28 protein-coding genes are annotated in these 26,987 nt (G+C 32.4%); 9 read left to right on the forward strand and 19 right to left on the reverse strand.

Annotated features, from left to right (window positions below):
• Positions 1-108: 108 nt before the first annotated feature.
• The gene (locus tag DG435_RS02840) at positions 109-672 is read left to right on the forward strand and encodes an RNA polymerase sigma factor (RefSeq protein WP_106793961.1); all 564 of its coding nucleotides are present in this window, start codon (positions 109-111) and stop codon (positions 670-672) included.
• On the forward strand, positions 669-1,466 hold the full coding sequence (locus DG435_RS02845) for a hypothetical protein (protein WP_106793960.1): 798 nt from the start codon (positions 669-671) through the stop codon (positions 1,464-1,466). Before DG435_RS02840 ends, DG435_RS02845 begins: the two co-directional genes overlap by 4 nt.
• An 83-nt stretch (positions 1,467-1,549) precedes the next feature.
• Here the strand turns inward: DG435_RS02845 and sucD are convergent, their stop codons facing one another.
• The 8 genes from sucD to DG435_RS02885 form a co-directional block, all read right to left on the reverse strand.
• On the reverse strand, positions 1,550-2,422 hold the full coding sequence (sucD, locus tag DG435_RS02850) for a succinate--CoA ligase subunit alpha (protein ID WP_106793959.1): 873 nt from the start codon (positions 2,420-2,422) through the stop codon (positions 1,550-1,552).
• A 75-nt stretch (positions 2,423-2,497) separates the two neighbouring features.
• A complete protein-coding gene (locus tag DG435_RS02855; protein ID WP_106793958.1) occupies positions 2,498-2,905 on the reverse strand; it encodes a nuclear transport factor 2 family protein in 408 nt (135 codons plus the stop codon).
• Positions 2,898-3,836: a UDP-3-O-(3-hydroxymyristoyl)glucosamine N-acyltransferase gene (gene lpxD, locus DG435_RS02860; protein WP_106793957.1), complete on the reverse strand. Its 939-nt coding sequence runs from the start codon at positions 3,834-3,836 to the stop codon at positions 2,898-2,900. The genes DG435_RS02855 and lpxD (DG435_RS02860) overlap by 8 nt, the downstream gene beginning before the upstream one ends.
• A gap of 24 nt (positions 3,837-3,860) precedes the next feature.
• Complete coding sequence (gene efp / locus DG435_RS02865) at positions 3,861-4,427, reverse strand: elongation factor P (RefSeq protein ID WP_106793956.1); 567 nt, start codon at positions 4,425-4,427, stop codon at positions 3,861-3,863.
• A gap of 42 nt (positions 4,428-4,469) precedes the next feature.
• Positions 4,470-5,252, reverse strand: a complete 783-nt coding sequence (gene lpxA, locus DG435_RS02870; RefSeq protein ID WP_024769297.1) for an acyl-ACP--UDP-N-acetylglucosamine O-acyltransferase — start codon at positions 5,250-5,252, stop codon at positions 4,470-4,472.
• A 12-nt stretch (positions 5,253-5,264) separates the two neighbouring features.
• On the reverse strand, positions 5,265-6,668 hold the full coding sequence (locus tag DG435_RS02875; RefSeq protein ID WP_024769296.1) for a bifunctional UDP-3-O-[3-hydroxymyristoyl] N-acetylglucosamine deacetylase/3-hydroxyacyl-ACP dehydratase: 1,404 nt from the start codon (positions 6,666-6,668) through the stop codon (positions 5,265-5,267).
• On the reverse strand, positions 6,661-7,689 hold the full coding sequence (gene lpxD / locus DG435_RS02880; protein WP_106793955.1) for a UDP-3-O-(3-hydroxymyristoyl)glucosamine N-acyltransferase: 1,029 nt from the start codon (positions 7,687-7,689) through the stop codon (positions 6,661-6,663). The genes DG435_RS02875 and lpxD (DG435_RS02880) overlap by 8 nt, the downstream gene beginning before the upstream one ends.
• Before the next feature lie 24 nt (positions 7,690-7,713).
• Entirely contained in the window at positions 7,714-8,943 is a 1,230-nt protein-coding gene (locus tag DG435_RS02885; protein WP_106793966.1) for an HD domain-containing protein, read from the reverse strand.
• 144 nt (positions 8,944-9,087) lie between these two features.
• Here DG435_RS02885 and DG435_RS02890 point away from each other — a divergent pair, with 144 nt between their 5' ends.
• The 4 genes from DG435_RS02890 (at position 9,088) to DG435_RS02905 (ending at position 12,863) form a co-directional block, all read left to right on the forward strand.
• Positions 9,088-10,638, forward strand: a complete 1,551-nt coding sequence (locus tag DG435_RS02890; RefSeq protein ID WP_106793954.1) for a bifunctional response regulator/alkaline phosphatase family protein — start codon at positions 9,088-9,090, stop codon at positions 10,636-10,638.
• A gap of 48 nt (positions 10,639-10,686) precedes the next feature.
• The gene (tsaE, locus tag DG435_RS02895; protein WP_106793953.1) at positions 10,687-11,088 is read left to right on the forward strand and encodes a tRNA (adenosine(37)-N6)-threonylcarbamoyltransferase complex ATPase subunit type 1 TsaE; all 402 of its coding nucleotides are present in this window, start codon (positions 10,687-10,689) and stop codon (positions 11,086-11,088) included.
• 95 nt (positions 11,089-11,183) lie between these two features.
• A complete protein-coding gene (locus DG435_RS02900) occupies positions 11,184-12,386 on the forward strand; it encodes an alanine dehydrogenase (protein ID WP_106793952.1) in 1,203 nt (400 codons plus the stop codon).
• Positions 12,387-12,488: 102 nt separating this feature from the next.
• Positions 12,489-12,863, forward strand: a complete 375-nt coding sequence (locus DG435_RS02905; protein ID WP_106793951.1) for a DUF4258 domain-containing protein — start codon at positions 12,489-12,491, stop codon at positions 12,861-12,863.
• Positions 12,864-12,999: 136 nt separating this feature from the next.
• On the opposite strand, the gene DG435_RS25415 is transcribed toward DG435_RS02905, so the two are convergent.
• From DG435_RS25415 to DG435_RS02930, 6 genes are all read right to left on the reverse strand, one after another.
• The gene (locus tag DG435_RS25415; protein WP_159025684.1) at positions 13,000-13,161 is read right to left on the reverse strand and encodes a hypothetical protein; all 162 of its coding nucleotides are present in this window, start codon (positions 13,159-13,161) and stop codon (positions 13,000-13,002) included.
• A gap of 265 nt (positions 13,162-13,426) precedes the next feature.
• Positions 13,427-13,939, reverse strand: coding sequence for a GNAT family N-acetyltransferase (locus DG435_RS02910; RefSeq protein WP_106793950.1), 513 nt, complete (start codon positions 13,937-13,939; stop codon positions 13,427-13,429).
• A gap of 6 nt (positions 13,940-13,945) precedes the next feature.
• Positions 13,946-14,464: a GNAT family N-acetyltransferase gene (locus DG435_RS02915; RefSeq protein WP_106793949.1), complete on the reverse strand. Its 519-nt coding sequence runs from the start codon at positions 14,462-14,464 to the stop codon at positions 13,946-13,948.
• A gap of 8 nt (positions 14,465-14,472) precedes the next feature.
• A complete protein-coding gene (locus tag DG435_RS02920; RefSeq protein WP_106793948.1) occupies positions 14,473-14,778 on the reverse strand; it encodes a DUF1272 domain-containing protein in 306 nt (101 codons plus the stop codon).
• A 13-nt stretch (positions 14,779-14,791) separates the two neighbouring features.
• A complete protein-coding gene (locus DG435_RS02925; RefSeq protein WP_106793947.1) occupies positions 14,792-15,241 on the reverse strand; it encodes a pyridoxamine 5'-phosphate oxidase family protein in 450 nt (149 codons plus the stop codon).
• Between the two features lie 8 nt (positions 15,242-15,249).
• Positions 15,250-15,912, reverse strand: a complete 663-nt coding sequence (locus tag DG435_RS02930) for a pyridoxamine 5'-phosphate oxidase family protein (RefSeq protein WP_106793946.1) — start codon at positions 15,910-15,912, stop codon at positions 15,250-15,252.
• Positions 15,913-15,995: 83 nt separating this feature from the next.
• Here DG435_RS02930 and DG435_RS02935 point away from each other — a divergent pair, with 83 nt between their 5' ends.
• Positions 15,996-17,501, forward strand: a complete 1,506-nt coding sequence (locus DG435_RS02935) for a PLP-dependent aminotransferase family protein (RefSeq protein ID WP_106793945.1) — start codon at positions 15,996-15,998, stop codon at positions 17,499-17,501.
• A gap of 93 nt (positions 17,502-17,594) precedes the next feature.
• Here DG435_RS02935 and DG435_RS02940 read toward each other — a convergent pair whose 3' ends face one another.
• The 3 genes from DG435_RS02940 to DG435_RS02950 form a co-directional block, all read right to left on the reverse strand.
• On the reverse strand, positions 17,595-18,164 hold the full coding sequence (locus tag DG435_RS02940) for a pentapeptide repeat-containing protein (protein WP_106793944.1): 570 nt from the start codon (positions 18,162-18,164) through the stop codon (positions 17,595-17,597).
• A gap of 19 nt (positions 18,165-18,183) precedes the next feature.
• Entirely contained in the window at positions 18,184-18,561 is a 378-nt protein-coding gene (locus DG435_RS02945; protein WP_106793943.1) for a VOC family protein, read from the reverse strand.
• Positions 18,562-18,683: 122 nt separating this feature from the next.
• Positions 18,684-19,856, reverse strand: a complete 1,173-nt coding sequence (locus DG435_RS02950; RefSeq protein ID WP_106793942.1) for a proline dehydrogenase family protein — start codon at positions 19,854-19,856, stop codon at positions 18,684-18,686.
• Positions 19,857-20,005: 149 nt separating this feature from the next.
• Between DG435_RS02950 and aroB the strand changes: the two genes are divergently transcribed.
• Positions 20,006-21,076 carry a 3-dehydroquinate synthase gene (gene aroB, locus DG435_RS02955; RefSeq protein WP_106793941.1) on the forward strand — a complete coding sequence of 357 codons (1,071 nt, stop codon included), beginning with the start codon at positions 20,006-20,008 and terminating at the stop codon, positions 21,074-21,076.
• Between the two features lie 76 nt (positions 21,077-21,152).
• On the opposite strand, the gene DG435_RS02960 is transcribed toward aroB, so the two are convergent.
• Positions 21,153-23,894, reverse strand: a complete 2,742-nt coding sequence (locus tag DG435_RS02960; protein ID WP_106793940.1) for a tetratricopeptide repeat protein — start codon at positions 23,892-23,894, stop codon at positions 21,153-21,155.
• Positions 23,895-24,097: 203 nt separating this feature from the next.
• Between DG435_RS02960 and DG435_RS02965 the strand changes: the two genes are divergently transcribed.
• Entirely contained in the window at positions 24,098-24,811 is a 714-nt protein-coding gene (locus tag DG435_RS02965; RefSeq protein ID WP_159025683.1) for a hypothetical protein, read from the forward strand.
• A gap of 61 nt (positions 24,812-24,872) precedes the next feature.
• On the opposite strand, the gene DG435_RS02970 is transcribed toward DG435_RS02965, so the two are convergent.
• Positions 24,873-26,975 (reverse strand): M12 family metallo-peptidase, encoded by a 2,103-nt coding sequence (locus DG435_RS02970; protein WP_106793938.1) that lies wholly within the window; start codon positions 26,973-26,975, stop codon positions 24,873-24,875.
• Between the last annotated feature and the right edge of the window lie 12 nt (positions 26,976-26,987).

Raw genomic sequence — 26,987 nt, forward strand, 5'->3', positions numbered from 1 at the left:
ATTTTATAAATTAATTTACTTTCACCTTATCAGTTACCAAAACATCAATTTTGTTACCCAAACGAAGATAAAAAAATTATTTTCGCATATTAGATTCACTATTTTTTGATGACGGAAAAAACACAACACCTTACCAGCTTACTTAATAATGACTCTAAAGGAATCATGAACATCTATAATCTGGTATTTCCTAGAGTTAGAAAATTTATTCTACAAAATAAAGGACAACAACAGGATGCCGAAGATATTTTTCAAAAGGCTTTGTTACAGATTACCGTTCGATACCGTAAAGAAAGATTCGAAATCAAAAGTAGTTTTGAAGCCTATTTATTTACCTCTTGTAAAAATTTATGGCGTAGAGAATTAAAAATTTCAAAAAACAGGGTAACAAATAGTGAGATTATTGAACTAGTACCTGCTAAGCATAATCTAGCATTATCAATTCTAGAACAAAAAAGATGGGAATTGTTTACAGAAAAATTGAGTTTAATCTCAGATAATTGTAAAAAAATATTAACCCTATTTTTTAATAATACTTCTTATGAAGATATTGTAAAAACAATGGGGTATAATTCTGAAACCGTTGCCAGACAGCGTGTTTTTAAATGTAAAGCAAAATTATCTGAAGTAATCAAAAACGATGAGCGTTATAATTCTCTAAAAAAACTATGAGTATAGATGAACATATATTAATTCAGGATTTTCTAAATAACAAACTCACAGAAAAAGAAAGAGATTTGGTTTTGTCAAGAATGGAAAGTGATAAAGATTTTCTTGAAAAAGTTAATTTTGAGAAACAACTCATTCTTAATTTAAATGATTCTGAATGGAGTATTAGTAGTAATACTCACCACCCTGAAATTGATGAGTATGAGAAAATACTTAGAAGTGAATCAACTCAAACACTAAAAGACACATTGTATGCTGTAAATTCCAAATATCAGCTAAAACAAAAGAAAAAAAGCCAGTCTTGGCTTCTATATACTGGTATCGCAGTTATTTTGGTTATCATTGGTCTTAGCCTTTTTTCACCTTTTAAAACTTCTCCTAATGAACTATATGCATATTATTTAGATTTATCAGAACTACCTTCTTTAGTAGATCGAGGGAATAGTGAACAAAAATTATTAATCAAAGCGCAAAAATTATTTGAAGCTAAAGAATATGAGCAATCATTGGGTATTTTAGAGAAGGAGCTTTCTACTGCTCAAGAGAATAGAGCAACCATATATCTTTATACAGGAATTTCTCAAATGGAACTAGGGCAATTCGATAAAGCAGAAACCAGTTTTAATACATTAATTGAAAACAAATTTATAGACAGTCCTAAAGGAAAATGGTATAAAGCTTTATTATTTCTCAAAAAGAATGACTTGTCAAAAGCAAAAAACATATTACTTCAAATCACAGAATCTTCAAGTAATTACAAATTTAAAGAAGCATCAGAACTTCTAAGTAAGTTATAAAAAAAACTTATAATGAAAATTCATTATAAGTTTTTTTATAAGCAATAAACTAATCTCATTTTTTGAGATTAATCGTATAATTTCTAACCGAGTACTTCGGCTACTTTCTTACCTATTTCTGCAGGAGAGTTTACTACATGAATTCCGCATTCTCTCATAATTTCTTTTTTTGCTGCTGCAGTATCTTCACTACCTCCAACAATAGCTCCGGCGTGTCCCATGGTACGTCCAGCAGGGGCAGTTTCACCAGCAATAAAACCTACGACAGGCTTAGAGGTTCCACTTTCTTTTATCCATTTTGCAGCATCTGCTTCTAATTGACCTCCTATTTCACCGATCATAACCACACAGTCTGTTTCTGGATCATTGATCAGTAATTCAACTGCTTCTTTTGTAGTGGTACCAATAATTGGATCACCACCTATTCCTATTGCAGTAGTTATCCCAAGTCCTTGTTTTACTACTTGATCTGCTGCTTCATATGTTAGTGTACCTGATTTTGATACAATACCGACATTACCCTTTTTAAATACAAACCCTGGCATAATACCAACTTTTGCTTCTCCCGGTGTAATTACTCCTGGGCAATTTGGGCCAATAAGTCTACATCCTTTATCACTAATATAGTTTGATGCTGTAATCATATCCGCAACGGGAATACCTTCTGTAATTGTAATAATTACTTTTATTCCTGCATCTGCAGCTTCCATAATTGCATCTGCGGCGAAAGCTGGTGGTACAAAAATAATTGTAGTATCTGCATCTACTTCTCTAACTGCATCTTCAACGGTATTAAAAACTGGTCTATCCAAATGAGTTTGCCCTCCTTTTCCGGGAGTCACTCCTCCTACAACATTTGTTCCATACTCGATCATTTGACCAGCATGAAAAGTACCTTCACTACCTGTAAATCCTTGTACAATAATTTTTGAATCTTTATTAACTAAAACACTCATTGCGTTATGATTTTTTATTTTTTTTAGAGCTCCAAAAGTAAGCTTTTGAAAATTATGGTTGAAATGAAAAACTAATTATTTTGAAATAAATGACATTATACTTTCTGGAGCATTATCTACTTGTTGACTTATTTGATATCCTTTATATAATTTATCATTCTTAAGTTCCCAAATTGTAATAAAATGAGCTATCGGATCTTCTTTATCTGGTGCTTCGATAGTTTGAACATAATATGTATATCGTATAGTCACTGTATTCTCTTCGGCTATAAGGTGACTAATTTCGCATCTCAAAGTTTCAAAAGACAGGGCCATTTCATTAAACATGGCTTTAATATCATTAAAATCTTTCTTGTTGAACCCAAAACTACTATTCCAATATAATTCAATTTCGGGATGTAAATACTCAGAAAAGGCTTCAGTATTATGAATAAGATCTGTTTCATAAAAAGACCGTACTATATCCTTAACTGTTTTACTCATTTTTTTTCAATTTATCTATTAAATCAGGGATTTGTCGTATTGCAGCAATCTCCTTATATTTTTTTCTAAAATCATCTGCAGGAGTACCAAAATAACTCTTATTGGCTTCTAAAGATTTACTCACTCCTGATTGCGCAGAAATAATAGCTTTACTACCAATAGTAATAGCACTGGTAATACCAACTTGCCCCCAGATCGTTACTTCATCTTCAATAACAACACAACCTGAAATGCCTACTTGAGAAGCAATTAAACATTTTTTTCCTATTACAGTATCGTGGCCAACATGTACTTGGTTATCTATTTTGGTTCCTTCTTTTATAATAGTATCTCCGGTAACTCCTTTATCTATAGTACATGACGATCCCAAATCTACATTATCCTCTATGATCACACGACCCCCAGAAATTAATTTATCAAATCCATGAGGTCTTTTCTGATAATAAAAAGCATCTGTCCCTAAAACAGTGCCTGCATGTATCGTAACATTATTACCAATAATAGTGTTATCATAAATGCTTACATTGGCATGAATAAGGCAATTATCACCAATTTTTACATTATTCCCAACAAAACTACCGGGTTGTATAATTGTGTTTTCACCAATTTTGGCTGTTTCTGAAATCAAAGAATCAGCTTTTTTGAAGGGTTTAAAATATGTTGTAAGTATATTAAAATCTCTAAAAGGATCATCAGAGATTAGGAGTGCCTTGCCTTCTGGGCATTCTACTTCTTTATTAATCAAAATTACTGTTGCTGCACTTTGCAATGCTTTATCGTAATATTTGGGGTGATCAACAAAAACTATATCTCCTGGAGAAACTACATGTATTTCATTCATCCCTAAAATCGGGAAATTAGAGTCCCCTACATACTCTGACGATATAATAGTGGCTATTTGTTGTAAGGTATGCGCTTGCGGAAATTTCATTCTAAAAATTCGAAATATAAAATGTTATTCTTTTATTCTTTCTTTATATGTTCCTTTTTCTGTTTCAACCCTAATTTTATCTCCTTCATTAATAAAAAGAGGTACCATTACTTCTGCTCCCGTTTCTACAGTAGCTGGTTTGGTAGCATTGGTTGCTGTATTTCCTTTAACACCTGGCTCTGTACCTGTTATTTCAAGAATAACACTAGCAGGCATTTCTACAGAAAGAGGCATTTGATCTTCAGAATTGATAATAACAGTTACCACTTCTCCTTCTTTTAATAACCCAGGAGCATCCAAAGTAGATTTCTCTAATGTAATTTGGTTATAATCCTCGGTATTCATGAAATGAAAAGTATCTCCCTCTGCATATAAGTACTGAAACTTGTGTGTCTCTACTCGTACATCATCTATCTTATGTCCTGCAGAAAATGTATTATCAATTACCTTTCCTGTAGTAACGCTTTTTAGTTTTGTACGTACAAATGCTGGTCCTTTACCAGGTTTCACATGTAAAAATTCAATAACTTTATAGATGTCGTGATTGTATTTGATACACAATCCATTTCTGATATCACTAGTACTTGCCATTATTCCTTAATTTCTTATGATTATTATCTAGTATCGAATTATTTAATTAGAGAAATATCCTTTCATAATTCCTCTCTGAGAATTTTTAATAAACTCTAAAACCTCATCTCGTTCTGGAGTTGCTTCCATTTCGGCTTCAATAATCGCTACTGCTTGAGTATTATTATAATTCTGTTGGTATAATATTCGATAAATATTCTGTACTTCTCTTATTTTCTCTGTTGTAAATCCTCTTCGGCGTAGACCTATAGAATTAATACCTACATATGATAAAGGTTCTCTGGCAGCCTTAACAAATGGAGGGACATCTTTACGAACCAATGATCCTCCTGTTACAAATGCATGATTACCAATACTACAAAACTGCTGTACTGCAGCCATACCAGCCAAAACAACATAATCACCAACATTGATATGACCTGCTAATGTGCTGTTATTAGAAAATATACAGTTGTCACCAACAATACAATCGTGGGCTATATGGCAATATGCCATAATCCAGCAATTTTTTCCTATTTTGGTTTTCATTCTATCGGTCGTCCCTCTATTGATGGTAACACACTCTCGAATCGTAGTATTATCTCCAATTTCGGTTATGGTATCTTCATCATTAAATTTTTTATCCTGAGGAGTAGCAGAAATAACAGCTCCTGGAAAAATACTACAGTTTTTTCCTATGCGTGCTCCTTCCATAATAGTAACATTAGAACCTATCCAGGTTCCTTCTCCTATCACCACATTATTATGTATGGTTGTAAAAGGTTCTATTACAACATTTTTTGCAATTTTTGCTCCTGGATGAACGTATGCTAATGGTTGATTCATCTATTTTATTGATTATTTTGATTTTACAATTTGCGCCATAAGTTCTGCTTCGGTAACTAATTTGCCATTAGCATAGGCAAAAGCCTGCATATGACAAATACCACGACGAATGGGTGTGATAAGTTCTAATTTAAATATCAAGGTATCGCCTGGTAATACTTGCTGTTTGAATTTCACTTTATCTATTTTCATAAAATAGGTAAGGTAATTTTCTGGATCAGGTACAGTACTCAATGCTAAAATACCACCTGTCTGAGCCATCGCTTCAATCTGAAGTACTCCTGGCATTACTGGTGCACCCGGAAAATGTCCTACAAAAAAAGGCTCATTCATAGTTACATTTTTAAGGCCAACCACATGTTTATCAGACATTTCTAAAATCCTATCTATTAACAAGAAAGGAGGTCTATGCGGAAGCATACCCATTATCTTATTAATATCCATTAAAGGTTCTTTGGAAAGATCAAATTGAGGAACTTTATTACGTTTTTCAATTTTTATAATCTTCGAAAGCTTTTTAGCAAACTGAGTATTCACATAATGCCCAGGCTTATTAGCAATGATTTTTCCTCTAATCCTTGTTCCTATTAATGCTATATCTCCTATAACATCCAATAGTTTATGGCGTGCAGCTTCATTTGGGTAATGTAATGTTAAATTATCCAAAATACCATTAGGCTTTATAGCAATAGATTCTTTTCCAAATGCTACTTTAAGTTTTTCCATAGTACTTGGACTTAATTCTTTATCCACATACACGATAGCATTATTTAAATCTCCTCCTTTAATCAAACCATGTTCTAGTAGCATTTCTAACTCATGTAGAAAACTAAAGGTTCTAGCATCTGCAATTTCTTTTTTAAAATCCGACAGACGCTTTAAAGAAGCATTTTGAGTCCCTAAAACTTTGGTCCCAAAATCAACCATTGTAGTCACCTGATATTCATCAGATGGCATTACAATAATCTCACTTCCAGACTCTTCGTCAATATAAGATATTACATCTTTTACGATATATTCTTCTCTTTCTGATTCTTGCTCTACAATACCAGCTTGCTCCAGGGCCTCAATAAAAAACTTACTAGAACCATCCATAATTGGAGGTTCTGATGCGTCTAATTCTATCAAAAGATTATCAATCTCTAATCCTACACAAGCTGCAAGTACGTGTTCTGATGTCTGAATACTGACTCCGTTTTTCTCTAAATTCGTCCCTCGTTGTGTATTTACAACATAATTAGCATCAGCTTCAATAATAGGATTGCCTTCAAGATCGATTCTGCAAAATGCATAACCATGATTCTCGGGTGCCGGTTTAAAAGTTAAATTCACTTCTTTTCCGGTATGTAGGCCTACACCTGTAAGCTTTATCTCCTTTTTAATGGTTCTTTGTTTTCCTACGACAATATCACTCATTATTGTTTATCTTTTTCTCTAGTTTGTATATTCTATCCTCTATTTTGGGAAGATTTTTAAAATGTACATAAGATTTATTAAAGTCAGAATATCCTAAAGCAGGGGAACCCTGAATAGCTTCTCCGTCTTTTATATTTCTTCCTATACCTGATTGCGCCTGAATTTTCACATTATTACCAATAACAAGGTGTCCCGCAATACCTACTTGTCCACCAATCAAGCAATGCTTGCCTATTTTGGTAGATCCTGCAATTCCTGTCTGAGCAGCAATTGCTGTATGTTCTCCTATTTCTACATTATGAGCAATTTGTATTTGATTGTCTAGTTTTACTCCTGTATGTATGATTGTAGATCCAAGAGTAGCTCTATCAATTGTTGTACCCGCTCCTACATCAACATTATTTTCTATTACAACATTACCAGTTTGGGGTACTTTACTATATTCTCCTTTTTCATTAGGTGTAAATCCAAAACCATCAGCTCCTACTATAGCTCCACTATGAATTACACAATCATTTCCGATTATAGTCTCTGAATATATTTTTGCTCCGGCAAAAACAATTACATTATCACCTATAGTTACATTGTCTCCTATATATACATTAGGAAAAATCTTAGCGTTTTCGCCAATTTTAACATTGTCTCCTATATATGAAAATGCTCCAAAATAAATATTTTCTCCAAAAGATGCTGTTTCAGAAATAAAACTCGGTTGTTCTATTCCTGCTTTATTCATCTTTACCATATTATAGTACTCCAGCAGTTGAGAAAAAGCTTTATATGCATCATCTACCCTAATAAGAGTTGTTTTAATTTCGGACTCTGCCTCAAAGTTTTTATCTACAATAGTTATTGACGCATCAGTAGAATAGATATATTGGGTATATTTAGGATTTGACAAAAAGGTTAATGAACCTTTAGTTCCTTCTTCAATTTTAGCTAGTTTAGATACTTCAACAGTTTCATCTCCTTCAATTTCCCCGTTTAAAATACCCGCAATTTGTGTGGCTGTAAAAATCATTCTAGCAAAAGTATAAAAAATGTGTTAATGTTTGTGCTTTGGATAGCACATAAAATATTTGGTTACCGGTTTTGATAGGGCTTCAAGATTAAACTCATCTGTAGCTTTAACTACATCTACAATTTTTCTTGACTTATATAAAATATTTATATTCTGCTTGTTAAGGTGGTAAGCCTGGTTAGAAATAGTCCCTTCAAAAATAAAATAACGAGCTTCTTCATCAGAAATTTTATATTGTTTCTTAAATTTTTCGATATGATTTTCTTTTTTATGATTCCGAAAAGGCTTCTTTTTAATTTTTATTTTCAAAAGATCTCTATCAATAATCATCGAAGACAACATACTTAAAACAAAATCTTCTGAACGTGACCATTCTTTCATTGCCGAAATAATATCATAATCATCTAATCTAGAAAATGTTTCCAAAACTTCAGAAGTGAAGTTTTCTGCTGTTATCTTGTTTTTGAGAAAAAACGTTAGTGCTTCACTTGCTTTTAGTGTCACCCCAGTATCTACCAATTCTTTGGCTCTTTTTAGTACTCTAATCAATAAATTCTCTGCTACTAAGCTTGTTTTATGAAGATATACCTGCCAATACATCAAACGCCTGGCTAGTAAAAACTTCTCAACAGAATAAATCCCCTTTTCCTCTACTACCAATTCATCATTAACAACAGTAAGCATGGTAATCAAACGCTCACTATTAATATTTCCTTCGGCTACACCGGTATAAAAACTATCTCGTTTCAGATAGTCTAGACGATCCATGTCTAATTGGCTCGAAATTAACTGGTGTAAAAAGTTACGATGGTATTCTCCCTTAAAAATCTGAATTGCCAGCGTTAAACTACCGTTAAATTCTTCATTAATCTTCTCCATAAACATGAGAGAAATGGATTCATGATTCACCTCATTTACAATGCTATGTTCCATCGCATGAGAAAAAGGACCATGACCAATATCATGTAATAAGATCGCTGCACAAAGGGCTTCCTCCTCTTCTTCAGAAATGGTAACTCCCTTAAAACTAAGAACTCTCACAGCTTTTTGCATAAGATGCATACATCCTAAAGCATGGTGAAATCTAGTATGATGTGCTCCCGGATATACCAAATATGAGAGCCCCATCTGGGATATACGACGTAACCTCTGAAAATACTTATGTTCGATCAGATCAAAAATTAGTTCATTCGGTATCGTAATAAAACCGTAAATTGGGTCGTTTAATATTTTAAGCTTATTTCTTTTTTTCAAGTTCATCTTGCATTTACGGGAGCAAATATACATATATGCTAGGCATATAAAACATTTCAAAATGAAATTAAATTATTAAAGTTTTCTTAGTAAAGCGAATAAATAGGCTATATATTAAGTTTATAAACAAAAAAATAAAATTTGATGAGTAAAATAAAGATACTTTGGGTAGATGATGAGATTGATTTGCTTAAACCACATATATTATTTTTGGAACAGAAAAACTATGACGTAACCAAGTGTCAAAGTGGTACTGAAGCATTAGATATAATAGACGATAATAATTTTGACATCATTTTTCTGGATGAAAACATGCCTGGCCTTTCTGGGATAGAAACATTATCAGAAATTAAAGAAAAAGAAGATAGTATTCCTGTAGTAATGATTACTAAAAGTGAAGAGGAATATATCATGGAAGAAGCAATTGGTAGTAAGATTGCTGATTATCTAATTAAGCCCGTTAATCCTAATCAAATACTTTTAAGTTTAAAGAAAAACCTGGATAACTCTCGTTTAGTTTCAGAAAAAACTACAGCCAACTATCAACAAGAGTTTAGAAAGATAGCTATGGATATGGCTATGGTAAATTCATATGAAGAGTGGTCTGATTTATATCAAAGACTAATTTACTGGGAACTACAACTGGAGAATATTGAAGATACCGGGATGTTCGAAATTTTAGAATCACAAAAAGTAGAGGCTAATTCTCAATTCTGCAAATTTATCGATAAAAATTATCCCGATTGGTTTGATAAAAAAAATGAGGCACCAATAATGTCTCACACTTTATTTAGAGAAAAAGTAGTACCCGAAATTAGTAAAAATCAACCTACTCTTTTGGTAGTGATTGATAATCTACGATATGACCAATGGAAAGCTTTTGAACCTACGATAAATAATTATTATAAAAAGGAGCAGGAAATTTCATATTGTAGTATTTTACCAACAGCAACTCAATATGCCAGAAATTCAATTTTTTCTGGTCTTATGCCCTCTGAAATGAAAAAAATGCATCCTGATCTCTGGTTAGATGATACAGATGAAGGAGGAAAAAATATGCATGAGAATGATTTTCTAACTGCACAATTAAAACGATTGGGCATGGATATCAAACATGAATATTATAAAATCACTAATGAAAGATCGGGAAAAACTTTGGCCGCAAATTTCAAAGGATTAAAAGACAACGATTTAACAGTAGTAGTATACAATTTTGTGGATATGCTTTCTCATAGCAAGACAGAAATGGAGGTAATTAAAGAACTCGCTTCAAACGACAAATCGTATAGATCTTTGACTCAAAGTTGGTTTAGAAATTCTCCTTTACTGGAAATGATCCAACAAGCACAGCAACTAGGATTCAAATTATTGATAACCACAGATCATGGTACAATAAATGTAAAAAACCCTTCTAAGGTAATAGGTGATAAAAACACAAGCCTTAACCTACGATACAAGACAGGAAAAAGCCTTACCTATGAAAGAAAGGAAGTTTTGGAAGCTACAAACCCAAAAGAAGTACATTTGCCATCAATAAATATGAGTAGTTCTTTTATTTTTGCAAAAGGAGATTATTTCTTTGCATATCCCAATAACTATAATCATTATGTTAGTTATTATAGGAATACATATCAACATGGTGGAGTATCTTTAGAAGAAATGATCATTCCTTTTATAGTATTAAATCCTAGATAATTTCAAGATTTTTGTAGTATTCTGGATTTAGAATATCGAATTATTAAAATGACAATAGAATATACCTTGCAGGATCTTCCTGATGTGGCAGAAAAAATAATCTCAAATGCAGCGAGTAAAATAATTCTCTTTGATGGTGAGATGGGGGTTGGTAAAACTACTTTAATAAAAGAAATATGTAAACATCTGGAGATAAAAGACATTATCTCCAGTCCTACCTACTCTTTGGTCAATGAATATGAAAGTAATAAGGGTTTAGTATATCATTTCGATTTTTATAGAATAAAAGAAGAAGAAGAAGCCTATCAAATAGGATTTGAAGAATATTTGGATTCTGATGCATGGATATTTATAGAATGGCCACAAAAAGTTTCTAGGTTATTGCCAGAAAACTGTGTTACTATTACTATCCATTTACTTGATGATAAAAAGCGTATTCTTTCGTTTTAGACGTATTGATTATTATGTTTATACTATCAAATAAACGATCCTATTTGTTTTCTTGGCATTTTTATTCGTAATTTGAGTTACAGAATTTCACACAAATGAGTACACCAAAATCTCCTTTTACCAAAGAGCAGCTGCTACCGCAGGAAGAAATGATCGAAGTAGCCCGCAAAAAAGGAAAACTTTTTATTGGAATCCCAAAAGAAACCCATTATCAAGAAAAACGAGTATGTCTTACACCAGATGCTGTGGCTGCACTAACAGCACATGGTCATCGGGTTTTATTAGAAACCAATGCTGGTATTGGAGCTAGTTTTACCGATAGAGATTATAGTGAAGCTGGTGCAGAAATCACTAATGATAAAAGAAAAGTCTTTGGATGTCCGATTATTCTGAAAGTAGAGCCGCCTTCTATAGAGGAACTTGAATTTATAAACCCACAAACTGTATTAATTTCTGCTCTACAGCTTAAAACACAATCCAAAGAATATTTTCAGGGACTTGCTAAAAAAAGAATTACAGCGCTTGGTTTTGAGTTTATTCGAGATATCGATGGTGCCTATCCCGCTGTAAGAGCACTTAGCGAGATTGCCGGAACAGCAGCAGTTCTCATTGCTTCAGAATTAATGAGTAGTGTTACAACTCTGGGGTCAGGATTAATGATGGGTAATATTAGCGGTGTACCTCCTGTAGAAGTCGTTATTCTTGGTGCAGGCACTGTTGGTGAGTTTGCCGCACGTTCTGCTATTGGATTAGGTGCAAATGTGAAGATCTTTGACAACTCTATTACCAAACTTCGTTGCATACAAACTAATGTAGGCAGGCCATTATACACATCTACTATTCAACCAAAAAACCTATTAAAAGCTCTACGCCGTTGTGATGTGGTAATTGGAGCTATAAGAGGAAAAAACCGCGCTCCGATTATAGTTACAGAAACTATGGTAGAAGCTATGAAACCAGGAGCAGTAATCATTGATGTAAGCATAGATATGGGCGGATGTTTTGAAACAAGTGAAGTAACTTCTCACGACCACCCTACTTTTGAAAAACATGGGGTTATACATTATTGTGTACCCAATATCCCTTCTCGATATGCCAGAACATCTTCATTATCGATAAGCAATATCTTTACACCTTATTTATTACAAATTGGTGATGAAGGAGGAATAGAAAATGCCGTACGCTTTGATCGAGGACTTAAGAATGGATTATATTTTTATCATGGAATTTTGACCAGCAAACCTATTGCTGATTGGTTTGACCTTTCTTATAGAGATATAAACCTATTAATTTTATAGCATTTATGTTTTACTTTTTTTACAGTAAACTTTGCAACTCATAAGAGTATGATTCTTTAAAACTTTACTTACTTTTGGCGTCATAATATTGCATTCTGTTTTATGAAATTAGCACAACGATTATTTTATTACTTAGGTGGATTTGCCATCGGTCTTATTCTTTTATTTTTCTTTTTGGGTGGAAAAAAAGCTTCTTGTGATTATGGTCCTTCGGCCAGGGTTCTTAAAAACATCAGAATAAAGAAAAAAACTTTTTCTGAACAAGCATCAGACAACATGCTGAAATATCAAATAGACACTGCAGATATTGCTTTATTATTAAAAAATGGAGATGTAAGTTTTTCTAAAAGTAATACCAAACTAGATTCTTGCAAAATCTATTTCATTGAAGGTTCTGTTAAAGAAAAAAATGTTAACATGCTTATTGAAAATTGTGATTCTATTGCCAGAGTTAATCTTCTAAATATTATACCCTAAATTTATTTTTACATCATTTCATTCAACTAATTTGAGAGTTGTATTTTATACATATAAAGGCATATCAATATAAAAAAGGCCATTATACTTACTATATAATGACCATATTTTTTATTATTTTGGAGTATTTCAACAACTACCTACTTCCGACTATTACCAACTTCGATGCATCTTCTTCTTCTTCTGAACATGTATCTTCCGTTCCAGAACCTCCATGTATTTTAAGCAATAATTTTCTATTTAATGAGTTCTTCTTATTTTCTTTTTCAAAAGTACAGATATCTATTTTTTTTGTCATCTTAATATTATTAAATTTCTTTATCTTAATTATAAATTATTAGCAAAATTGTATCATAAACTTAATAATTTTCTGACAAATTATTATAGTTATACAATAATATTTTTTCTAATTCTTTTTTGAATAAAATCATAAAAATATAGAAAGTAAAAAATGCAAAAAATAAGTTATCTAGAATAAAGAAAAACTTACAAGTCCTCAATACTTTTGTGCCCTTAGGTTGGCTGCATAGTTTTATCTTTAATTCCCGTATTTTTATATTTAATTAAGCAATTAGGGGTAACCTCATAGTATACACCCAATATTTTTTTCCTAATCGTTCAATTTCTTTTATTCTTTTAAATCCTTTTTTCTCATACATGATCCGAGCAGCATTCATAAACTCTGATGTATGCAGCGCAATGATTTTTTCTTCACTCTTTTTTGCATACCTTATACAGAAATCAACTAGTTCTTTTCCTATTCCAAGGCCTCGATATTTTGGATCAACACCCAAGAATCGTATATAACACCAATCAGATTCATACAACTCTGTAGGGTTTCCATTTGGAATGAAATAAATCATCCCAGCTATATCTGAATCTATTTCACAAATAAAAATTTTACTAATTTCTATCAGATTTAATACATTTTCTTCGCTTTCTAAAATAGCACTCAACGTGTTCCAATTCTCTGTGCTTAATATATTTGAAAACTCTGCATATGAAATTTTCCCTAATTGTCGTAATCCTTCCAGGTCATTTATATCAGCTACTCTATACTTCAAATCTTTACTCATTTAGAACTATTTGAGCTTAGTTTTCATTGCCCAAAACTCAAAAGTTTCGTCGCCAATAGTAAAGTTATGTTCTCCCGTAATTTGGTAGCCTTTCTTTTTATAAAAAGCAACAGCTTGTTTTTTAAGTTTCAGATTAGATAACCATAGGTAATTGTGTTTACTATCAACAGCAGCTTGCACAATATACTGATGTAACTTCCCTCCTATACCTCTTGCCTCATATCCTTGTAATAAATATATACGCTGAAGCTTACAAATATTCTTTTCATCAATAAATTCTGAAGGGGAGTCTAATTTTAATTTGGCATAGCCAATTGGTAATGAGTTATAAGTAACCAACCAATATAGGTTTTCGGGTTTCATCAAACTATTCTTGATTTTATCAATAGAAAAGGCCCAATCCAAATAACTTATCAGGTTATTCTTATCATTAAAAAATTCTCCATAGGATTCGTCAAAAGTTTTTCTTCCTAAAGATGAAATCTTTTCTGCATCTTCTATAGTTGCTCTTCTTATATCAACCATTATATTATTTATCTTTTTCTCGGTTCTATATTGGCAAATTCTTTCAAAATCTCTTTAAAAGCATTTTCATCAATTGGTTTGTATACTATTCTTGAACCTACAGGGTGTTTTTCAACGCAATTACCCGTTAGGCAATTTACTGGTCGAGTTGGTCTTTTTTCAAAACCACCTCCGCAATTAGGACATACATTATGTAGAATAGTATCTACACAGTTAGTACAAAAAGTACATTCATAAGAACAAATCATTGCCTCATCACTATCATTAGGTAAAGCTTTATTACAATGCTCACAATTAGATCTTATTTCTAACATATCCTTTGTTTTTTTATGGTTTGTATTGCTTTAATGCACTTTGTATTTGCTGCTCTTCAGTAGTTTCTGGATACAAAATATATTTTGGTGCTAGTATTCGCTTTACATCTTTAACAACAATATTTGTAATAGTCGCAAATGGAAACTTACCACCTGTTATCTGTAACAAAGGAGCTTGGATAGCAGCATAATCAGTATCATCCTTTCCTACAATATTAGCCACTCCTTTTAACTGAAATCCTTTTTGAATAAAGACATCTATAAAACTAACACATACATTATTATTTTCTCTAATATTTTTCACGGTTTGTGGAGAAGCAATATTGGCAACAATAATATTAGTATTATCATAATACGTAAAAACTTCTTTGGGTGATACATTAGGAATATTATCTAATGAAGATGTAGCTAGCCAGCATAAAACACTTTTATCAACATATTCTTTTATTTCGGCAGTAAGCATTTCTATTATTATTTTTTATTGTTCGTCACATAGTTTAATACTGCTTTTGGCACTTCTATATCTTTTGGTAGATCATTATCAGAAATCGCATCAAAAGCTACTTGTTTTACAGGAACTACTCCCGCCCATATTGGTAAATCAAGATCACTAGGTTCGTCATTTACCCCTTCTGCTCTTACTTTTGCTGAAGCCGTTTCTATACTAACTTCCAAAACTAAAGTTCCCTTAAATTCTTTTTCGTTTGGTTGCCTCACATTATCCCAATGACCAGGAACCATATGATTAAGTATGTACTCCAGAGCATCCATTTTTTCTTGTGGATCTTCTACCTTTTTCACTTTACCAAATACATTCACCGATCTATAATTTGCAGAATGATGAAAAGCAGACCTTGCTAATACCAACCCATCAAGATGAGTTACTGATATACTAGCTTCTCCTGCATCCAACAAACTCAACATCATGCGGTTCTTTAGTGATCCATGCAAATAGATCTTATCATCCTTTCTTGCATATGCCATAGGAATCACAATAGCTTGATTTTTAAAAACATACCCCACATGGCATAAAAATGCATCATCCAATATGGTATTAATAGTATCTACATCGTAATCCGCTCTTTTTGGTCCGCGAACTACTTTATTAAGTTCTGAAATTGAATATTCTGCCATAATTTGTTTTATTTCTTATTCAAAAATAATAGTTTTATGGTACGTTAAAGCAATCCAGTTTATAAATAATTAGTAGTCCAGTTTTGTTTCCATTTAAAAATAACATAGTTCTTGTCAGAAATAGTAATCGCAATCTATACCTTCAATTATGCGATCAGATTATTGGATTCATAAAATCTGGAAAGCTACCGCCTTCTACAAAATTACCAGGATCACGAAAACTAGCTAACGATCTTAACATTCATCGCAAAACAGTAATTTCGGCATATGAAGAACTTATCTCCCAAGGATGGGTTGAAACTATTCCAACAAAAGGTACCTTTGTTACCAGCTCTCTACCTATAGTTAATCCTAAAAATTTTGTCCAACCAGCCTCAAAAAACAACAGAAAAGAGAAAAGCGGTTTCTCATTCCTGACTCGACCCCATTTAATACGTAAATCTAAGAATAAAATCAATCAAAAAACGCTGGTTGTTGATGACGGGTGTCCTGATCATAGATTAGCCCCTATAGAGGAAATTGCAAAAATATATCGAAATATCACTAAAAAAAGTTACCATGAAAATTTACTTACCTATGGTTCTACATATGGGAATTTAGAACTTAGAAAAACTTTGGTTACTTATCTTAATCAAACCAGAGGATTGCATATTACTATTGATAATATTTTAATTACTCGTGGAAGCCAGATGGGAATCTATTTAAATGGCCAATTACTACTTTCTGCAAAAAATAAGATTATTGTTGTTGGCAATACTAATTATATGACTGCTGATAATACATTTAGAGAAGCAGGTGCACATATAGAACAAGTACCTGTAGACAAACAAGGATTGGACACTAATGCTATCGAAAAGCTTTGTAAAACCAAACAAATTAGTGCTGTTTATGCTACTTCTCACCACCATCACCCAACTACCGTAACGCTTTCTGCAGAACGACGCATGCATTTATTACAATTAGCTCAATATCATGATTTTGCAATTATCGAAGATGATTATGATTATGATTTTCATTATAGCAATGCTCCAATTTTACCCTTAGCCAGTAATGATGACCACGGAAATGTAATCTACATTGGAGGGTTCACCAAGATCATTGCTCCCTCTATTCGGATTGGATATTTAGTTGCTCCAAAAGATTTTGTTGACGAAGCTGCCAGGTTAAGACGGATTATCGATCGGCAAGGTGATGCTCTGCTAGAACAGACCCTTGCACAAATGATTAGCACTGGAGATGTACAAAGACATTGTAACAAGGTCCTTAAAATTTATAAAACGCGAAGAGATCTGTTTTGTTCTTTATTGAAAGAAAAGTTAGGTGATTATTTTGATTTTGAAATTCCTAAAGGCGGAATGGCGATATGGGTAAAACTAAACAAAGCATACCATTGGGATGCAATATGTACCGAAGCCGAAAAACTAGACATGGAGCTTAATCCGGATTGGCGTCGTTATGATAATGATAACTCAAGACATAATGGAATTAGAATGGGGTTTGCTTCATTAAATGAAGAAGAGATTCGTGAAGTTATTGAGCGATTGGTGACAATTTTTACATCAATTAATGTCACACCCAATCCTAATTGATATAATAATCATCTATATATTCTTTTGGATATCGTTCATAAACAATTTTAAGATATTGATTTTCAACTTCTTTACCTTTAAAATCTTAAAAAATCACCCAATATCCAAATCATATTTTGTTAACAACCCTATAAGTCCTGATGCACTAAATCTGGCTTTCTTTAACTTGTTGATTTCTGGATCAATTGTAAAGTTTTTGGCAGTTCTAAAATCGGCTTTCTCTGCAATAGTTCTTTCAAAAATTGCTCCTGATAAATTACAATTAGACAATATTGAACCAGTAAGGTTGGTATCTGTAAAATCTGCTTCTTTTAAGCTACAATCGTTAAACATAGTATTTTTCATAGAAAAGCCATAAAAAGATACATAATCGAGGTTGCAGTGATCAAATTTCACTTCAAATAGAAAATCATTACATTTACTAAAGTCTAATCCCAGCATTTTACAAGCCTCGAAAGCAACTTCCTGAAAAGAAGTCTCTTTCATCATTACAGTATTAAAATTACAGGTATCAAATCTACATTCTAAAAAAGTAACCACAGACATGTCTGTCTTAGAAAAATTACAATTTATAAATATGCAATTATCATATTCTCTTGATGGTAATTTTTGATTAGAAAAATCCTGATTTTCAAAGGTTTGATCAATGATTGGATGACTCATAAAAATAGATATCAATACGTTAGTTTATTCTCCAGGGTGGATTTTTTCTATTATCCCCAGCAAAATACAAAATGATTAGGTTACCATCAGGATCTTTAAGTCTTGCTTCTCGCCATAACCATCGTTGATCTGTTGGCAGTAGGTCGAATTGCAGTCCTTCGCTGGTAAGGCGTTCTACTTCTTTATCTAATTTTTCAGTTTCAAAATATATATGTACTCCATCATTTTCGGGCAATGCATCAACTAGGTGGATAGAAAAAGTAGCATCACCTTCTACACATTCAAAACGCGCATACTGCGGTAATGATTCAACAATAAGATGTAAACCTAGTTTCTTATAAAAAGAAATAGATATTTCAACATCGAGGGATGGGATGGTAACTTGGTTTAGGTTCATTTTTATATTCTTTTAACCTATAAAAACAGTACTATATACCTCATTCTATCCCATATACATCTTTTAAAATCTGTAAATACGAGAAATTCTGAAGTTTCGTTTTCAAAATTTCTAAGGTATACCTATAGTCTTCTTCTTTTCTTCTCTTGAGAAAGTAAATTTAATTCTCTACTGGTTTGTCCAGCAACTGAAGTATTTTCTTCTGCTCTTCGAATTAGATATGGCATTACATCGCGTACAGGGCCGAAAGGCAGGTATTTTGCCACATTATACCCTTTTGCTGCCTGATTAAAACTAATATGATCACTCATACCATATAATTGACCAAACCAAACTCTAAAGTCATCTTTAGCAATATTAAGTTCTGTCATTAATTTCATTGCCAAGTAACTACTATCTTCATTATGCGTTCCTATAAAAACAGAGATATCCTCTATGTTTTTAAGAATATATTTCATTGTAGTATCAAAGTTCTGATCTGTATGTTCTTTATCTTTACAAATAGGTGTAGGATATCCTTTTTCTTTAGCGCGTTCGTTTTCTTTTTCCATATACGCACCACGTACAATCTTTACACCGATCTTAAAATCATATACTCTTGCTTCTTCATGTAGTCTTTGTAAATACTCCAGGCGATCATGTCTATAAAGTTGCAATGTATTATATACAATAGCTTTTTCTTTATTATACTTTCTCATCATTTTGCCCACCAATTCATCTGCAGCACCCTGCATCCAGCTTTCTTCTCCATCGATTAGTAAAGCTACATCGCAATCATGGGCTTTTTTACACACCATATCAAAACGTTCTTCGATACGCTCCCACTCTTTTTCTTCTTCTGCATTTAAAGGAGTTCCTTCGGTTTTCTTTTGCCAAATTAAAAAACGACCAAATCCTGTAGGTTTAAATACCCCAAAAGGCATTGCATCTTTTTGATCTGCAAACTCCAGAAGTGTTATCGTTTTTTCTAATACGGCATCAAATTGTGCCTCCTCTTCTTTTCCTTCTACCGAATAATCTAATACAGAACACACCTTTTTGCCATACATGTTATCTACTACCGATAAACAATCTTCTTCACTAACTCCTCCACAGAAATGATCAAAAACAGTTGCTCTTATCAACCCTTGAACTGGTAAATGTGCTTTTATGGCAAAATTTGTAACCGCAGTTCCTATTCTAACCAAGGGTTCATTAGAAATCATTTTAAACAGAAAGTACGCTCTTTCTAGCTCTGAGTCGCTTTTTAAGGTAAATGCAGTCTCAGTATTATCAAACAAATTGTTTTGGTTCATCAAAAGTTAATTTTAAAAATATGCACGTAGAAATATGATTATTTCTATGCATACATTGCATTTATTTTAAGATATCTGCAAATATAGAACTTGCGAGTTTATTTTATTATAAATTCTGCTTAATTTCGCTCCTCATAATTTAATACTATATGAAGCCCATAGTTTCAAAAGATTCAATCGTTTATTTTGGTCAGGAATGCTATACTGCATTAAACACTTACCTTTCAACAGCCAACCATTCAAAAATATGTATCCTGGTGGATGATAACACCCATGAACATTGTTTGTCTTTATTGATGAGTAAGATTGAAAAAGAATATGATATCGAGGTTATTGAAATAGAGAATGGTGAAATTCATAAGAATATTGAAACGTGCAGTGGTATCTGGAATGCTCTTTCTGAATTAGGTATGGATCGAAAAAGTTTAATGATCAATCTGGGTGGCGGTGTTATTACAGATCTAGGTGGTTTTATAGCTTGTACTTACAAAAGAGGAATTAGTTATATCAATATCCCAACTTCACTACTAGCAATGGTAGATGCTTCTGTAGGAGGAAAAACAGGTGTCGATCTGGGTAACTTAAAAAATATGGTAGGTGTAATTAGTGAATCCGAAATGGTTCTTGTTGATACAGAATACTTGGGAACCCTACCAGTAAATCAAATGTGTAGCGGGTTTGCAGAAATGCTAAAACACGGCCTCATTCAAGATCGAAGTTATTGGGAAAAGATAAGTGATCTTTCTCAACTTAATTTTGAAGATCTGGATCAAATGATTTATGATTCTGTGGTGATTAAAAACAAAATTGTTTCTGAAGACCCAACTGAGCAAAATGTTCGTAAGTATCTTAACTTTGGTCATACACTAGGTCATGCTATCGAATCTTTCTATCTAACTCATCCAGAAAAACCTACACTACTACATGGTGAGGCAATTGCTATAGGAATGATCATGGAAGCTTATATATCTACAGAATTACTATCCTTAACAAAAGAAGATTTACAATATATTGGATCGGTAATTTTGGCTACGTTTCCAAAAATAGATATTGACGCAGGAGATTATAAAAGTATTATGGAACTTCTTATTCATGATAAAAAGAATGAAAAAGGAAATATTTATTTTGTTTTATTAAATACAATTGGTGAAGCAAAATATAACTGTATCGTATCTGATGAATTGATTCTTAAATCCTTTGAGTATTATGCTTCTTCATAATATGAAAGATAACAGTGTGCTTATTTCATGATTAACTAGTGCTACGGTATAGGTTTCACCATCACATTCATTTTCTTTAAGCAGGGATATCGATTTCTATAATGGTACCTCTATCAATCATAGTATCTATATGCATGTTACCGCTTAACGCCTTAGTACGAGACAATATATTATTCAGCCCTATTCCTTTTGAAATGCTTTCTGTATCAAATCCTACTCCATTATCTTCGATAATAAACTTAATTCGTTTATCTAGTATAGTAAACTGTAAATTCACCTGATCTGCATGGGCGTGTTTAATAATGTTATTCATTAATTCCTGAGTAATTCTATATAGCTCAATTTTTATCTTATCTGTTAGCAGTTGATTAAACCTTGATGATGGATAAAAATCATTATTTATAATGAATGAGCAGGTTTTGGATAGATTGCTCAAATAATCTTTTATTAATTTCTCGAATGAACTTTTTAGGATTTTTGGCGGTATTAAATCATGAGAAAGTGCACGGACCTCATTATACGTTCCATCAACATTTTGAATTACTTTTTGAAGCTCATGATTAGAATTATTTGACAACTTAGACAAATCAAGTTTTATTGCAGCAAGATTACCTCCGATACCATCATGTAATTCTTTTGCTATTCTTTCTCTTTCTTTTTCTCGACCATCATAACTTGCATTTATTGCTTCTATCTCCTTTTTCAATAAAATCTTTTGTGTTTTTAACCTTTGACGATAATATGCAAGTATAAAAAAAGAAACCACCAGAGCAAGAATACCTCCTCCTATTGCTATATTTCTAAGTAATAATTCTCGAGCTAACTGAGATTTCTGAATATCTAATTGATTACTCTTAATTTCTTTTTCCGCTATCTGTAAGCTATTCTCCATATTCAATTGATCAATTTTGCTTTTCCTTCTAGCAGCTTCTAATTGAATAATATCTCGTTCTTTTCGTTCTGTTTCTAAGTCCTTTTCCAAACTTACCCTATACAACTCTTCTTTTTGACTATTAAACAAAACAGCTTGGTACTTCTTTTCCTTATGGAGTAATAATATCTCTTTTTCTTTCTTATCAGTATCGTACTTTATTTGTATGTCGGCTATTTGTTTAACCTTATTAATATTAAAAATACTATCATTAATTATTGCATACTTTTTATAATATACCAGCCCTTTATTATATTCATTTAATTCTTCATAGCATTTTGATAACCAAAAGTAGTTATTCTTAATTTCCATACGTGACTGCATCTTAATAGATGGCTCCAAACTTTTCTGAAAAAAGATTACTGCCTTTTCATACTCTTCCAACTTAAAATAGATTGTACCCAATCTCGTATATGATTCTATAGCTATTTTTTGAAATTTTTCTAACTCATTTTCTTTTTTCATTACCTTATTCATCCAGTCAACAGCTTCTTCAAACTTCTCTTGACTTTGCATGCACTCAGCCATAGCATTATAATACTGTATCATCTCTCGAGAAAGACCCAATTTATCAAAACCATCATGAGCTTGATTTAAATAAGACACAGCTTGATGATATTTTTTTTCTTTAATCAAAATTCTTCCAAGATTCAAATATGATACTGCAATCCCTTTTTGTAACTTCAGATCTTTAAAAATTTTCAAAGCTTTCTTATAACTTTCTTCTGATTTTTTAAGATCGTTTAATAGATAAAAGGCTTCTCCCATATTATTATAAATCCCTGACAATGAAGATTTATCTTTTATACCTTCATAAAAATTAAGGCTCTTATACAAAAATTCAATACTTTTTTGATAATCACCTTGTTCTATATATACAATTCCAAGATATTCATTGATTCTAGCTTCTCGTTCTTTATTATTTGTTCTATTTGCAACTTTCAGGGCTTTATTAAAATAATTTAAAGCCAATTTATAATTACCTCTCATAAGGGATGTTATCCCAAAATTGCTATATATCAATATAATTCTATAATGATACCCTTGCTCTTCGCATATCTTCAAAGCTTCTAAGTAATACTTTTTGGCTTCTTTATATTTTTCTTTTTGACTTAGAAATACAGCTTTCTGTATATTAATACCACTAATAGCTCTTAGATTGTTAATGCTTTCGGCTATTTCAAGAGCTTTATCATAATGTAAATTTATTTTATCAACGCTGCCATTCTCATAAATTATCAAATCTGCAACTTTTACATGTAGATTAATCTGTAAATTATTATCATTAAGTAATTCTGCAAATTGCAAGGCTTCAAAAGCCAAGTTTTTAGCTTTTTCTATTTCTCCTTTCATAGAATAAGCGGCAATAAGGTTATTCATCGCCCAGGTAATTGCCTTATCATCCTTTATTTTCTTGCTTAGATGTAATCCTTTAAGATAATATTTTTCTGCTTTATCATACCTATTTGTTTTTAGATACAACTCCCCCATATACCCATATAGTCTAACTTCATCTTTTTTGCTTTTAACTACAGAAAATATATCATAAGCCATTTCAAGATGCTCTGCAGATTTATCAAATATTCCTGAGATACTATAAGCATCTCCAAGCAAAATATGTGCTCTTCCTTCATTTAACAAATCACCAACTTTCTTGCTTATTGACAATGATTCACTAGCATATTTTATTGTTTTTTTTTGATCTCTATTTTGATGAGATTTTGCTAACTCTAGTAGCGTAGAAATACGTTTTTTTTCTTTAGAATTAACTAGTGGAATAGTGAGATTATCTACAACATCATTTTTTTGCGCGTGAATTTCAAGAAACGATAAAACAAATACAAGAAAAAATTTAACGAAGAACTTTGATTTTAGAATATTTTTCAAAATACAAGGGGCATTTTTTGGTGATTAAGCTAAAATAAATAATTTTTACTAATTAAATCCTATAAAATTAACTTCACATACATTATAGTTACTTAATTGACCAGAAGTAGTTTGTGCCCCTTCTATAACTTAATATTGAAAAGTTATATTCTTAGTATTTTATTACATTCGTAAAAGACAAAACACACTAAAATCATAACCTCTTGAGAAAAAAACTTATAAAGCTTCTTAAAATACTATTGCTAAGCATACTTACATTGGTGATTATTACCGTTACAACTTTGTATTTTTCTTTACATGAAAAACTTCCTGAAGGGAAATCTGGCCCAGAAGCTGATGAATTTGCATTAAAAATACTAGATGCCGTTAAGCATGATAACTACCTGAATACTGGTTATTTGCAATGGACTTTTAGAAGTAAAAACCACTATCTATGGGATAAAAAGTCAAATACGGTAACTGTAAAAAAAGAGGATAACGCAGTACTTCTACATTTGGATTCTCCAGAAAAAAACCGGGTACTAAGTACAATGTATTTTAATGATCAGGAAAAGAAAAAAATGATAGAAAAAGCATTGATAAATTTTAACAATGACTCTTTTTGGTTGATTGCTCCTCATAAACTTTTTGACAAAGGAGCTATTCGTAAATTAGTAACCTTAGAAAATAATACTAAAGGATTATTAGTTACTTATCAGTCAGGAGGAACTACCCCCGGAGATTCTTATCTCTGGAAAGTAGATGCAAACTACAGGCCAACAAGTTACAAAATGTGGGTATCTATCATCCCAATTGGAGGTCTCGAAGCTTCTTGGGAAAACTGGATAACTACAAAAACAGGAGTCCACCTTTCTCAACAGCATAGATTACTTGGTTTCGGAATCCCTATAAGTAATCTTAAAACCTGGAATGACTAAAACATAAAAAAAAGGGTGAAACATATAGTTTCACCCTAATAGCCCAAATGTTACATTATACTTATTTTATAGACACTTTCTGGGTAACTGTCTTTTTAGAATCTGTTACCTGAATAAAGTACATTCCCGGAGAGAGCGTACTAACATCTATTGTATGACGATCTTTTCCTCCTGGAGGAGTATCTAAACCAACAACTTTTAGCACTCTACCATTAATATCTTTAATAGATAATGTAGAAGAAGTATTTAATACATTACTAACTTCAATAGTAAGAACTTCATCAGCAGGATTAGGATACGCTTTGATACTTAACTCTCCCGAAATCTCACCTCTTTGCAGAGAAACTCGAGTAGCAGAGCCACAAGATCCAAGATTTTTCCATCCAGTAGATGTTCTTTCATATAAACTTCCTTGATATGTCACCTTATCTCCTACAGAATATGTTGTACCACTAGAATAGGGTTGAACTCCTGCACATGGATCATTTGGATTAGTTGGGCACACTCCCAAGTTTTTCCAACCTGTAGATGTTCTTTCATACAAACTTCCTTGATATGTTACTCGATCTCCTACAGAGTATGTTGTACCACTAGAATATGGCTGCACTCCCTCGCAGTTGATTCCTCCACCATCATTACAGTTACCGGTAGAAGCATAACTATCTTGACTACATTGAATCGTAAAAGAATCCACAGTAGCATTAGACGAATTTTTAGCCTCCCAACTTGCCCCTCTAGTAGTTGAAACCTGTCTGGTTTGACCAGAATTAACTGAAAACTGAGAACTATTGTTTGTAAAATACTCTAAAGTACAATCTGTATTATTGTTAAACGTTACAGTTGCAGAATCACCAGTATTACACCCAGTAGTACCACATGTCTGAAGACAACTTGAAGAACTGATCTTGTTACGAATTACATTACCCGGTTGTGGGCCAAATCCTTTGGTGAAGTTAATTCCTGCACTAGTAAGGTGACAGTAACTCATAATAGTCCCTCCATCTGATGGGATTGCTGGTTTAGAACAACTACCTTCTACATTATAACAACCATCAATCGCAGTATTATTACCATTCCAAACACAAGCCTGAGTATGATTTGAACCTAAGTTATGTCCCATCTCATGTGCAATTACCATTACAGAAAATGAGTATGTAGGTACGTTATTAAAAGTTTTATTAATACCAGAAACTGCAAATCTGTAATTAGATTGACAAACACCACTTAAATATGCCACTCCACCAGAGAAATCATAAGTTACAAAATGCCCCAGATCTGCTCCATTAAGACCATTTTGCCTTCTATAACTTGAATAATCAGATAATCCGCTAAAAGGGTTTTGAGACGTCCACGCATTTATTTGTGATATTTTTACAGTCACATTGTCATTAGAATACAATATAGCAACCTGATTAAATATAGATTGTAAATAATCAGAAGCCTGCTGGCTTCCTCCCTTATCTCTTACAACATCATTTCCTATATCAAAGTATACTTTAACACATTTTTCTGCTGCTTTACTGGTAGAAGGATTGTCTGAAAGTTCTTCTTCTGTATAGCCTTCATAATTCGCTTCGGTATTACAAGTAAAGTCTTGTAAATGAAGTAAATTATTATCCTCATACATAATGTGTTCTGAACTGTTTTCTAACCGTCCCATGACAAGGTTCCCGTTACCACCATCAATACTAATAATACCCGAAACTTCGCCATCTAATAAACTAACGGCCGCAATAGAGTTTGTTTTACCCCTTACTACTCCTCTGTAATGAGAAACAGCTTTGGCCGATTTAATAACTTTACCAGAGGGCATTTCTACAACTTTAAAATCATCTGTAGCGATATCTACTTTAACTAATTCTAGTACCATCGAAGATTTTTGCCCTGGGATTTCCAAATTCATAGTTTTGGGAGCATTAGACTTGATAGATACTAGTTTTTTAGTGTCTAAAGAAAATAAAGTATAATCTTTAACTTCTTTTGGTAATTGAACATTTGCTTTTTGTTTAGCAGTCATTAAACTAAACAAATTAACCTCTTGAAAATCGGAACCCTGTGTTTTTTGTTGTTTTACCAACTCATCAGGTGTATGCTGCCGCTGTTGAGCGTGCATAAAATTTATTACCATAAAAAAGGTAATTGCAATTTTGAACATGTTTTTCATCGTGATTAGTTT

The organism is Aquimarina sp. Aq78, assembly GCF_900299525.1.
GTDB lineage: Bacteria > Bacteroidota > Bacteroidia > Flavobacteriales > Flavobacteriaceae > Aquimarina.